Source organism: Vallitalea maricola (assembly GCF_036985595.1).
In the GTDB taxonomy this organism is placed as follows: domain Bacteria; phylum Bacillota; class Clostridia; order Lachnospirales; family Vallitaleaceae; genus Vallitalea; species Vallitalea maricola.
In genome coordinates this window covers 16789-30101 of record NZ_BTPU01000071.1, presented here as the reverse complement: position 1 = coordinate 30101, position 13313 = coordinate 16789, and the positions used below count along the sequence as shown (strand labels likewise).

Sequence of the window (13313 nt, the reverse complement as noted above, 5' to 3'; positions counted from 1 at the left end):
TTATAAGGATAGATATTATTTATTCTTATTGTATTATACAATTATTTTTAATTATGCTTTCAACAATTTTTGATTGATTATTATTAATTTTTAACTTTACATATTGCTCTCCTGTATTAGCCTCAAACTGAACTTTACCATTATTTAAAAGTATTAATTGATATTTTTTGATGTCAGAAAAATTCATTACCCCTTGTACAGTTACAATTTTATTATCAAATACATAACATCTCATACCGTAGAATCCTAGTACCATTATCATCATCAAAAGCAATAGAACTATTATTGTTATAAGTACTATAAATATTATATTAGAAGAAGATTTCTTAAAATAAGATTCTGATATACCTGAAATAAATGTAAATGAAAATGCTATTACAGTTAAATGAACCATTAAACCATTATTCCTTTGGTTAAAGTCTTTATTCAAACATGAAAATATTATTTTATCTTCTCGTTTTTTACCAATATTCTTATCTAATTTTCTACTCAATTGCTGCATACCAAATATGCTTATTGTACATAATATCCCAAAATAAATACTTTCAAAAGAAGGAGTACTAATAACTAATAACAATAAAAGAACAAAAAAACAAATATTTAATATATTTATAAGCAATCTTTTTTTAGCTATACTATCGTAATCTTTTATTTGAAACACCTACTCACACCCTTTCGGAAATAATACGTGAAACCATTTCATATTGATTATTACTAACTTTTATTTTTCTTGTAATAGGGAACCCTCTATTATCTAAAATCTGAAGCATATATGTATTTTCATTTTTATAGTAAGAATTCAGCCATCTTACATTATTTATAGCTGTCCATGAAATGAATTTTCCAAGAACAATCAATCCTTCATTAGTTACTATGTACTTAGGTATTCTCAACTTATTTATTAGAAAAGTTGATATAATAGCAGATGTGAATATTATTACTAATAGTACTAATTTCCACAAAGCATTATCTTCAATAGCCCCAAGTACCAGTCCAGTACCAAATAAAATCAATATTGGTGAAAATATGATTCCAATGATTATATATTCTAAATATATATGTTTTTTCACTGGCCATATAATGAGTATAGGTATATCTTGGCTATTCATCAAATACTTTGAATTTGTATGAGATGTCAAGGAAGAGAAACCAACTATATTTAATATATTAACAAAATATATTACTGAACCTAAACTTTCTGTAGAGTATTCAGTAAATACAAATAGTATCACACATCCAATAATCAGTAAGCCAATACTAAGGGTTCTAAGCATCCTAATAAGCTGATTTCTTTTTCTAACAATATCTCTATTAGTAAAAGAATAACCTATTTCATTAGGGTCACCCATATGCATTAGAGCTTTGGATATAGCTTCGTGATTACTATAACCCATATCTACGAATTCTTCTGTTAAACAATCAATATGATCTATCAGTTCATCTTTGATTTTCAATGCTTCCTCTTCTGTGTTGATTTGATTACCTACTTTATCCAAAAAAACTTTTATCCTTTTATCCAATCCCTGTACCTCGCTATTCATAACTCAACACATCATTAATGGCTTGCTGGAATATCTCCCATTCAGTACTTCTTTCTTCTAAAGTACTTATACCCTTTTTGGTAATTTGATAATACTTCCTTTTTCTTTCTCCTGGGTTTTGTTTCCATAGAGACTCAATAAGCCCTTTTTTTTCTAAATTATGTAAAATAGGATATAGAGTTCCTTCTTTAAATTTAAAAGTTCCTTTTGATAAGATTGCAAATTCTTTAATCATTCCATATCCATACATAGGTTCTTTCTTTAACAGATTCAATATCATTATATCTGTAGTTCCCTTTAATAACTCTTTATTCATATGTAACACCACCTAAAATTATTGAGATTAATCTCGTTCCAATAGCAATTTAAAAATACCTAGCATAACAATGCTTTGTTATGCTAGGTATTTTACCACTGAATATATTTTTTGTCAAATTTTCTTAATACCATTTAGCTATTACTGCCTTTATGGCATTATAATTGATACTCTCAGGTAGCGCATCTTTAATAGGTCTTAACTTGTCTAAGCCAATATTATCAATAGCATTTTTGATTGTATCTTCTTCTCCTTCTGGTATGAACCTTTCAATATCAACATCCACTCCATTGGTATAAGCTTCAAATATATGATTTTCTATAGTTCTTATTGTTAAGTTTCTTTCTTTTGCTACTTCTTTAATATCATTCAATTCATTATATAGTTTAGCTGATATAACATATGATGGTTCATCACTTTTTTTCTTAGTTTTTTTAGTAATTGGCTCAGAGTAATTAATTATTTCTACTTGTATATTATTATCTTCTATGTATTGTCTTATGATTTCCATGAACATTTCACCATACTGCTCGTACTTTTTCTCACCAACACCTTTAATGTTCAGCATTTCATATTTGTTTGTAGGATACTTTGTGCTTAATTCTTTTAGTGTTTCATCACTGAATATTACATAAGGTGGGAGATTCTGCTCACTAGCAATTTTACGTCTAAGTGCTCTCAGCTTCTCAAATAACTCTTGTTTAACTTGTGTTTTTTCTGTTTTCATCACATTCCTAAATACTTTTTCTTTATTTTTAAGTACAGGAATTGCTTTTTTATCTATCTTGACAACAGGATATTCGTCAGTTGTCATTCTAAGGTAACCTTCTGCAATCAGTAGATTTATCATATCCTTTATGCTATCAATGGTATATTCTGACATAAGCCCATAGGTTGACAGGTTGTTGAATCCTAGACTAAGAACTCTTTTATTTTTGGAGCCCCTTAATACTTCTGCAATTATTTTAGTACCAAAACGTTCTTTCATTCTTATGACACAGGATAAAATTTTCTGGGCTTCTATGGTCATATCTTCTTTTTTAATGTCTTCATTACAATTACTGCAATTGCCACATGTATCGTTAATATTTTCTTCTCCAAAATACTCTAGTATATATTTTCTAAGGCACGTGGTTACATGACAGTATTTAATCATTTTTTGAAGTTTTTCATATCTATATCTTTTTCTTGTATCATCTAATTCATCTGCTCTATCAATTAAAAATCTTCTAAGCTGTACATCACCAGCACTGAACAACAGTATACATTGAGAGTTTAATGAATCCCTGCCAGCACGTCCTGCTTCTTGATAATAAGCCTCAATATTTTCAGGCATATTATAATGGATTACATATCTAACATTAGACTTGTCTATACCCATACCAAATGCATTAGTGGCTACCATAACGTCAATATCATCAAATAAGAATCTATCTTGATTTTCTTTTCTTTGTTGAGGATTCATACCCCCGTGGTACATACCAGAATTGATACCCTGCTTAATTAATAATCTACATATATTTTCAGTATCTTTTCTTGTTCCTACATAAATGATTCCTGCTTCCCCTTTATGTTTTTTAGCATAATCTATAATAAAATTATTTTTGTTAGCACCTTTCAACACAGTGAATGTAAGATTTTCTCTATCATATCCAGTCTTGAATACATTAGCATTATTTAAACCTAACCCACTAATTATATCTTCCTCAACTTTTTTGGTCGCAGTAGCTGTTAAAGCTGCAATAATGGGTCTTTCTTCAAGATTATCTATGAATTTGTTTATCATCATATAACTAGGTCTAAAATCATGGCCCCATTGTGAAATACAATGAGCTTCATCTACAGCAATAAAGGATATTTTATTTCTTCTTGTTATCCTGTATATAGTTTCAGTTTCCAATCTTTCTGGTGCAATATAGACAATCTTATATTTTCCCTCTTCTATAGCTTGTAATCTATATTCAATATCTTCATAAGATAGAGTGCTATTGATATATGTAGAATCTATTCCCGTTGCCTTAAGACTATCCACTTGATCTTTCATCAAAGATATAAGAGGAGATATTACTATGGTTATACCATCAAAAATAAGTGATGGTATCTGATAGCATATTGATTTACCACCACCTGTCGGCATAATAATTACAGTATCCTTATTATTAAGTATACTGTCTATGGCCTCTTCCTGACCTTTCTTATAATCGTCATATCCATATAACTTTTTTAATATTTCTTTTGCCTTCATGTTCATAAGATACTCATTCCTTCTGTACAATTCAATAAGTGATATCTAGATTATCTTCCTATACCCCAAAATAATTTCCTTTTGCTTTATTACATTTATAAGTTCTTCTTCTATTATTAAGCTTTTCTGGTGAAGTTTACTATTTATATCAATTACATCCCATTTAGTTTCTACAACTCTAGTTAACGTCCCTTGAAACTTTTTGTTCTCTATCATATTCTCAAACATACCTTCTAACCAATAATTAACGTATTTTAAAAGATTATTAGTTTTTATATTCTCTGAGAATTCTATACTGATATTATTGAGGTCTTTGTAGTATTTTTTTAAATAACATTGTATTTTATATAAGAAACTAAGGGTTTCATCCATATCTACTTTTGACTTATCATCTAGTAATCCACCATTTCTAATCTGTACCACATCTAATCCATTCGCTTTTTCAAGTATTTTTTCTGTTTTTTTCAAGGTAAATCTTAGATTTTCTCCTGCCACATAAGCCCTTTTGATTTTACTATTTTTTTCTTCTAGTTCCTTTATTTTTTTATTTGCATTTATTAATAAACTTGACCTTTTATTGTCTTGAGATATTATAAGCTTTTCTTTTTTATTTACTACTTCTAGATATTCTTTAGCTATTTCCTCATATTTATCAAGTTCTTCTCTAATTGATTCTATTTTAAGATTAATATCCTCTATAGATTTTAGATACTCATCATACTTTAATCTAGCAACTACAGCCTCTCTTTCTTCTTTCTCTAACTTTCGTTCTTTACTAAAAGATACTGTATGAACAAAATTTTTGAAGGTGAAACCGTTTAATCTTTTAACATCTTTCATTTCCATCTCTAATATTGTCTTTTGCCTATCACATTTATTAATTAAATTATGTCGCTCATCAAGAATAGAATTATAATGTTCATTTAACTTCTGTTGTTCTATGACCTTATTTTCTAAATCTTTTATTTTTTTTTGTAGAGACTCCATATTTTCCCCCGCCTATTAATTGTTACTCAACAATTATATCATATAACAATTAATCCTTCTATTGTAATTTTCTAAAAAAATCTACAATTTCATATATTTTATCCTTATATTTATTCTTTGCTTCATTTATTGAAGGAATATAATCTGACATATCATCAAGAAAATCTACATTTCTTATTAATTCCCCATGGTCATTTATTACTGCTTTTGAACTTACACACATTAAAAGTTGTCTATTATTAATACTCAGTATCTTATTAATCACATTGATAGGAGTATTGAAGTCCTTGTTTACAGTTATAGTAACCTTCTTTTTTAATACAGAATTTGTCACCTCAGTATTTACATTGATTTTATCATCTTTCAATATTAGCTGTTTTTTCATTTGTTTTGTTACGTAAGTCTTAACATTATCCCTTAGGATATCACCTGATGTGAACCTCCAATACAAACCTCTATTCAATCTACTATCATTTGATAATACTTTTCCTGTATCAAAATTAATTTTGCCCACATAAGCCAATTCATAACGATCAGCCGTTTCATTAACTATTGCTTTCATGCACGTTACATCATGAAGATAGATACCTATGTATATTAAACATAACACAGCAAAAAATACTATAGGAAAGACTAAGGCTCCTTCTACAGTTAAACTTCCACCTAGTTTATTATTCATACTTATATACCACCTGATTCCAAAAAAGATTATTTATTGATTATAGAATAATTATTATTAAAAAAGCACATAGCATAAAAGGTACCATAGGCAGCTTGGTTTTTCTGGTCACCTTACCAAATACCATCAATCCTAACCCTATCAATCCACTTAACACTAATGAATATAGCAAAACTGCTATTGCCATTTTATATCCTAGTATAAGACCAATAGTTCCAATAACAAGAGCATCTCCTATACCTATAGCTCCTTTTGTCAGGACTGAAATTAGTGCTATAATTCCACCTATCCCCACAAATCCTATAAGAGAATGAATCCATATGACATTAGGATTAAAAAATAATAATATCACTCCTATTATGAATGTGATTATTACAACATCCATAGGTATCTGTTTATCTTTGCAATCCCTTATGGTAGTGATTATCAGAAACCAAGTAGTCAATTCCATAGCAATAAAATAATTGGTTAGTTGGTATTGATAGTAAAATAGATAGGTCACGGTAGTTACTCCTATTACAATCAATAGACCTTTGATTCTATTTTTATTATTACTTGAAAAAATATTGAGATTAGTATCAAAAGAATAACTATAAGTTAGTATCCCTAGCGCTAAACCTATTAGAATAATTACAATACTCATTTTGAATCAATCCTTTGCTTTTTCTTCTTACAGTTTTCACATATTCTTCTACCCATATCTTTAGCTTGTTTTAATGTCAACTCCATTATATTATCAGAATGTATCTGTGAGCATAAGGGATTAACATGATATACTTTACCCTCCGGGGTGTGATATACAATCTTAATATCATTTTTATCTATATTCTTGGCACATGTTTCACATAATTTTGAACTATGCTTATTGGGGTCATATGTTTCCGGCATGGTTATATTGTTGAGACAAGTAATATAAGTGTGGTATACTTCACTATTTTCTACACAATACACAATGATATCATCTTCGCTAGCTTCACCTGACTCAATATTATCTTCTTTTAAACAAGAATTGAATCCATTCCCGTTACCAGTCCATCCCCTTACCTTGACTCTTTGAGTCATAGATATGTCTTTTATTCCTGGAAAAGGTATAGGAATGTCCAGCTTATATTTAACAATCAAATCTATATCTTCATCATCTAACATAAACCTTGAATATCTGAAATTCATTCCATTCCTACCGTTGACTATATACCACTTTTTATATTGCTCATCACTTATATAATCATTAAAGATACTCTTAGCCATCTTAGTACCAACAAAATTATTGGTAACAGCTAAACCATCATATATACATTCACTGATTAATGTTCCTTTGATACTATGTAATATTATATCTACTGAATTCATAATATCATTAAGGCTTTTATAAGCTTCACTGGCATTCCCTATTACTTCTTCTTTAATCTTAGATATTGTACTTGCAAAATTAGTTATATACTCATTCATATTACCGCTGCCATACATATCCTTGAATGTAGAATCCTTGTTTATATCACTAACACCTATATAAGAATTCCCTCCCTCAATAATATTAAAGATATCTTCTAAGTTTTCATTGATACTATCTATATTTTCATTAGTATCATTTAGATTTTCGCTAGATGTTTTATATATTTCTTGCTGTGAATCTAATATCTCTGATTTATCCATTATATAAGAATAAGCAGCTAATTCATTTGCTGTTTCTGATAAACCATGTTGAATACTTTCATGTATATACATAATCTTAATTATATAAACAATAGATAATATTGCCATTAGAAAAATAGGTAACACGATGGCCGCTTCTACTGTCAATGAACCTTTTAGTTTTTTCATGTTATACATGCCTCTTTTCATAATTAGTAAACCATGGATGTATTAATCTCAAAACTATAACCTTTATCAGCTAAGTCCTTTGCTTCATCTGGCATAAAAGGTAAATCAAAGAACAAGAAATTGACTGATACTTCTGCAGTAACATCCAATCCAGCTGCATAATCCTTAAGATTGAATTCATTCTCATTCCTGCTTTTTTGCAAGTTGAATTGGATTAAATCTAGTACTCTATATAACTTTACATCATTATCCACTCCTATTAATAACATTAAACGAAGATAATCATTGTAAGAGAATGACGGCATCAGTGAAGTTATCTTAGAACCTTTCCCTTTGGTTTTCAAGCTATTATCTATATCCACATTCACCTTTTGTACTGTAGACTTTCTTACTTTATCAGCAATGCTGTTAATATGTTTTTTAGTGATATCTTTATATTTACAAGATGTTTTTTCAACTACTTCATTGATTTCTGATTCAAATCTATTAGATATCTGTCCTATTCCTCCTAGAACTCCATTAATAATCTTTTGTTTAACTTCTTCTATCTTTTCCTTGAATTTTTCAAGTATCTCTTTTTTAATTGAAATAACCTGTGAATATGATGCATTAACTATCCTTTCAACATATTCATTATATATGGCATCAATTATTTCTTTTATTAAATCATTGCAACCAATATTGCCATAATCATCAGGTAGAGGACGATTATTTATTCCTTCCCTAAGATTATTGAATGAATCATTGATAATGGTATCAATAGTATTATCAACTTCATCAATGGTGTAGTTAAGTGATCTCTCAGCTTCATCCAGCACTTGTGATAATTTATCTTCTGCATACTCTGAAACACCACCTTCTAATCTTTTAGTTATAAAAGATATATTGCTCTGTACAGTTTTTGAAGCTGCATCTATCACTTGCAAAGATTTATCTGTAACATGATCAGTTGCTTCATCAATGATACCATTAGTGATTCCTTGTAAACTTGTATACCAGTCACCACTGGTTTTAATAAAAGCAACTTTTCGACCTTGTAACAGATATCTTACATCAACACATGATTCAGCATAACTCCAAGCTGCCATGATAAGTGCCGCAACGATATATGTACCCAATCCAAAAGTCCACCATCCTGCTATGGAAGTAGCAATACTCATGACTAATGTGCTCTTGTTAGAGTTAGTGAGGATATGTATATAATTCATAACGAATCTTATGCCTAAAATAGTATTGGATACATGTTTGAGATTAACATTTTCATCTAAACTACCTCCAAGAATATATTCTACTTCATTATTAAGATAATGGTCATTTTTAGAATAATTACTTAAAGTTAATGGAAGAGCATCGGGTAAGTTATCCGTAGCTGATTTAAAATTCCCTACTATATATTCACCTATATATATTTCATCTCTAAGGTTATAAGTGATATCTTTTAATTTATCAGCTATGTTTCCAAAAACATCTAGTGACTTGTTAGTAAAATTATCATTTTCCTCATTTTCAAAGTCTGCATCTTCTTCATTGATTAAGTTAATATACTCACTATTGGAACTAAGGACAGAAGGTATGTTATCCTTATCTATCTCATTGCTGACATTTTGGTCTTCCTTGTTGAACTTAATATTCTCGGTAGCATCTGTTACTTCATTTCTAGGATCTTTTTTATCTTTTTCTTCATCTGATAAAGATTCCATATTCCCATAATTGAAAACCATGTTTTTTGTTGAATAATTATTATGTAAACCATTCTCTAATTGGTATAATAAACTGCTAAATTTTTCTGTATAATTATTATCATCATAGGTATTCACATAGCTATTTTGATTGGCTAATAGATTGCTTGTTGTTTTTATTTCATCCATGAAAGCATATAATATATCTTTTTCTTCTGTGTTGAATTCCCCATATACCATATGATTCACTAGATTGTTTTTCATGTTTTTCAATTCGTCGACATGGGGCACATTATTTGATAATAACCTAATATTATTTTGCAGTTCATCTTTTATTGCTAATAGATTATTTACTAGAGTATATGTTTTATCCTCATTGTCTTCTATTGCTAATTTACCTTTTAACTCTTTTAGTTCATTTTCTATTGCATTAGAGGTCTGTTCAATTATATCTTCTTTATCATTGTTCATATTATTTTCAAGTTCATCAATGGATTCTTTTATTCTATTACCTTCTACTTGTATTTTCTCAATTACTTCAATGGCCAATTTATTACTTTCTAAATATGCTGGTAGATTGGAAAGATTGGCAATACCTCTTTCTATGTTATCCTTGTAGACCATTACAGTATCTAACTGATTAATAAATGAATCATGAAGTTCATTGCTTTTTTTGATGCATTTAGATAGATAATCGAGTTCATCTTGATCTGCTAAATCATCATCAGATAGCTCACTTATTTCTTGTCTTATATAATATAACTCTCTATATGTATCTATCATTGAAGTCTTACAGCTGTTGAAATCATGAATATCATCTCTTAGATTATTGATATCACCATATATATCAAATATAGTTCCTTGTAATCTGCTTCTTATATACTTATTTGGTATTTCCTTGAAACACCTATCCCTAGTTATACCTTTATCTTGAATTATTCCTTTTACATAGAAATCTTCGTAATTTATTTTACCTTTTTTACTGATGTCAAGACCATCTATCAATCTTTCAAGCTCCCTGTATTCATCATCTATTTTGGAAACTTCATTAGTTATCTCCATTTTCTTTTTTACATAATCAGTGGTTTTTGAGGCTTTTGTTATAAGCTTGAGTTTTTCGAGGATAGGTTCAATGACTAATAATGGTGCTCTATATTTCATGTACTCTAGAATTTCTAATCTGATATAATCAGTATCAGGTTTGACTATAGTATCTGTAGGTATGACACTAGTTACCTTAAGATTATAGTCATATAAATTAAAGTTCCTATGGCTATCATCAGAATATAATCTTTTATATATACGGTTCATTTCCGGTAGATTTTCATTAGGTTCAAGAGAGGCATTAGCATATTCTTCAATCTTATTGATATAGTCTTGTTTCTCTAACATGAACATCCCATATTCATCAGATATTTGTGAATCATAGCTGGCTAGAATTGAATTGGTAGCGTTTCTAAGAGCTCTTAGGGATTGTAACCTAGCTACCCTGATTCTAGTAGAATCGATAACAGTACAAGTGAATACAATTATTATTAGTAAAATACAGCTCAAGAACACTGTTACTGCACCATCTGTTTTCCTGTTCATCCAAATTCACCCCATTTAAACATAAAAAATAAGCCTTTGCAAGCTTATCTATAATTAACAATTTATATTCAAAATAAAAATAGCATTACAAACTAATTAATATCCCCCCTAATATGCAGAAAACATAACTTCATAATTAATTAATTATATTTTAACAAAATATATTTTCAGCACACCTAGAATTATTATAAATTAATTTTAAGCATTTGTCTACAATATTTTATATTTTTTGTAATAATATAAAATAAATAGGCGATTTATGTTGAATGGTAATATTTTTATTTTGGTTACAATTATATAAAATTGAATATTATTCATTTAACTTTCCCACTACAAACACTCATATAATCATTTTAAAAATATTCCATAAGCATTAGTGGATATATCCTTAAATAAATCAGTTTTTATTGGGTAAAAGGTAAAGACAAAAAATGGTATAATCAATAATATTACTAGAGAAATATATACTCTTTCATATTGGGAATGATTAACTTCGGATACCAATATTCTATAGCTTATAATCTGAGCTACAATGAAACCTGCTATACCTGCAATTATATCCACTACATAAAAAGGTAAATTGACACCTGATAAAGCATAGAATATTAAAAGTGAAGTAATAATTACAGCTAATAATCCTATCATCTTACCATACCAGAAGTTCTTGCAGTATCTAGATATAAAAAATGCTTCTACAACATATAATGCAAAAAGTGAAAAAAATGCTATTTTAACATGCTCCCATATACTTTCATTAACAGCTGAGAATAATGTTAAACTCATTATCCCAGTATTCTTATAAGATATATGAAGAATATACCACAATATAACTACACCGATCAAACCTACAAACTCCCAAAGAAATACCTTCTTACTCATAATAACACCTCATTTTAGTAATCATATTTTCTTTTATTATTTGTATTTATAATAAATACATACATAGTAAAAAGATATTTATTTATAAATATTTCCTGTTCCATTAATTTTTATAAAGTATTTTCCTATTCTATTGACTTTTTATTACATTGGATTTACAATCAGACTTGAACGTTTAGTTGCAATATTCATTTTTACACCAAATAAAAAGGACGTATATTATGATTTTTAATAAGTCTAAAAAACAAGGTATCACTGATTATAACATTAAAGTTAATATATATAATGGTATCGCATTCTCTATATCCATTAACCTGGTTAAACCGTATTTTGCAAAATTTGCTGAAAGACTAGGGGGTAATGATTATCATTTTGCATTACTCAATTCTTTACCTGCATTATTAAGTGTTTTTGCTTTTCTACCTGGTGCTCTTATGATAGAATCAGCCAAAAGCAAAACAAAGATTACTAGTAAATTCTTATTAGCACAGAAACTAATATACTTGTTAATAGTTACTGTCCCTTTTCTAGGCAGTGTTAACAAGCCTTTTTTATTTGTTTTATTAATCGGTCTAATGAATTTTCCAGGTTCAATTGCAATCATGGGTTATCAATCTTCAATGGGAGATATTTTCATCCCTCGTAATAGAGGTAGAGCTATGAGCCTTAGAAATAGGTACTCAGATTTTTCTAGACTGATTATATCTTTTATATCAGGTCAAGCTCTTACACTGATACCTAAGACACCACAGCAAACCATTGTTCTTTATCAGATTTTCTTCTTTATTGCCTTCGTATTTGGTATTATTGAATTCATTATGTTACTTAGATTCAAAAATAGACAGGATAAAGAAGAAGTCGTAAAAGAAAAATATTTTACTTTATTCCTAGAGACGGTTAAGGATATACCTAAGCAGAAGAAATTGATTACGTTCATCATATGCTCACTTATGTTCCACTTTGGTTGGCAAATGGGCTGGCCCCTATTCAGTATATATTCCATTAAGATTCTACACGCTAATGAATCTTGGTTAAGTATAATGACAATCGTAAATGGTGGTTGTTCAATTATCGCATCTACTAGATGGGCAAAATTTGCTGATAAAAAAGGCAATAGTCTTGCACTCGCTTTAGCAACCATGGGAATGGCAATTACCCCATTACTGTATGTTTTATCAAAAAGTCTTTTGCAATTGGTAATATTTAATATTTTAGTTGGAATAGCAACAGCTGGAACCATACTTATATTATTTAACCTTTTACTGGAGGTAACACCAGATAAGAATAGAACTATATACATAGCTATTTATAGTATATTAATAAACATATCAGCTACCATCGCACCACTTTTTTCAGTATGGCTGAAAGATATGACTTCCATATATTTCACTTTGATACTTGTAGCAATACTAAGACTTATAGGAAGTATAGCTTTCTTCATTAGGAATTTAAAGCTTAATAAATGCAGTACATAAGAAGGTATATTGTTATTACATTAGAAGTTTGACTACAGATTTTGAAGATAGACCAAGTCTAGCTAGTCTATCTTCTTTGACATTGACATTAAAAATGTATT

General features: G+C 28.8%; 11 protein-coding genes. 1 reads left to right on the top strand and 10 read right to left on the bottom strand.

Annotated elements, in window-relative coordinates:
- Positions 1 to 25: 25 nt before the first annotated feature.
- The 10 genes from AACQ14_RS18810 to AACQ14_RS18765 form a co-directional block, all read right to left on the bottom strand.
- The gene (locus tag AACQ14_RS18810) at positions 26 to 661 is read right to left on the bottom strand and encodes a hypothetical protein (RefSeq protein ID WP_339365130.1); all 636 of its coding nucleotides are present in this window, start codon (positions 659 to 661) and stop codon (positions 26 to 28) included.
- A 4-nt stretch (positions 662 to 665) separates the two neighbouring features.
- A complete protein-coding gene (locus AACQ14_RS18805; protein WP_339365129.1) occupies positions 666 to 1541 on the bottom strand; it encodes a permease prefix domain 1-containing protein in 876 nt (291 codons plus the stop codon).
- Positions 1534 to 1857 (bottom strand): PadR family transcriptional regulator, encoded by a 324-nt coding sequence (locus AACQ14_RS18800; protein WP_113673936.1) that lies wholly within the window; start codon positions 1855 to 1857, stop codon positions 1534 to 1536. The genes AACQ14_RS18805 and AACQ14_RS18800 overlap by 8 nt, the downstream gene beginning before the upstream one ends.
- 124 nt (positions 1858 to 1981) lie before the next feature.
- Positions 1982 to 4102, bottom strand: coding sequence for a DNA helicase RecQ (gene recQ, locus AACQ14_RS18795; protein WP_339365128.1), 2121 nt, complete (start codon positions 4100 to 4102; stop codon positions 1982 to 1984).
- A 45-nt stretch (positions 4103 to 4147) separates the two neighbouring features.
- Positions 4148 to 5089, bottom strand: coding sequence for a hypothetical protein (locus tag AACQ14_RS18790; protein ID WP_339365127.1), 942 nt, complete (start codon positions 5087 to 5089; stop codon positions 4148 to 4150).
- Positions 5090 to 5147: 58 nt separating this feature from the next.
- Positions 5148 to 5768 (bottom strand): TadE/TadG family type IV pilus assembly protein, encoded by a 621-nt coding sequence (locus AACQ14_RS18785; protein WP_339365126.1) that lies wholly within the window; start codon positions 5766 to 5768, stop codon positions 5148 to 5150.
- A 40-nt stretch (positions 5769 to 5808) separates the two neighbouring features.
- Positions 5809 to 6411: a prepilin peptidase gene (locus tag AACQ14_RS18780; RefSeq protein ID WP_339365125.1), complete on the bottom strand. Its 603-nt coding sequence runs from the start codon at positions 6409 to 6411 to the stop codon at positions 5809 to 5811.
- The gene (locus AACQ14_RS18775) at positions 6408 to 7589 is read right to left on the bottom strand and encodes a TadE/TadG family type IV pilus assembly protein (protein ID WP_339365124.1); all 1182 of its coding nucleotides are present in this window, start codon (positions 7587 to 7589) and stop codon (positions 6408 to 6410) included. Before AACQ14_RS18775 ends, AACQ14_RS18780 begins: the two co-directional genes overlap by 4 nt.
- Before the next feature lie 23 nt (positions 7590 to 7612).
- Positions 7613 to 10858: a DUF5702 domain-containing protein gene (locus tag AACQ14_RS18770; protein WP_339365123.1), complete on the bottom strand. Its 3246-nt coding sequence runs from the start codon at positions 10856 to 10858 to the stop codon at positions 7613 to 7615.
- A gap of 348 nt (positions 10859 to 11206) precedes the next feature.
- Positions 11207 to 11737, bottom strand: a complete 531-nt coding sequence (locus tag AACQ14_RS18765; RefSeq protein WP_339365122.1) for a DUF6512 family protein — start codon at positions 11735 to 11737, stop codon at positions 11207 to 11209.
- A 221-nt stretch (positions 11738 to 11958) separates the two neighbouring features.
- Here AACQ14_RS18765 and AACQ14_RS18760 point away from each other — a divergent pair, with 221 nt between their 5' ends.
- Positions 11959 to 13212: an MFS transporter gene (locus tag AACQ14_RS18760; RefSeq protein WP_339365121.1), complete on the top strand. Its 1254-nt coding sequence runs from the start codon at positions 11959 to 11961 to the stop codon at positions 13210 to 13212.
- Positions 13213 to 13313 lie beyond the last annotated feature (101 nt).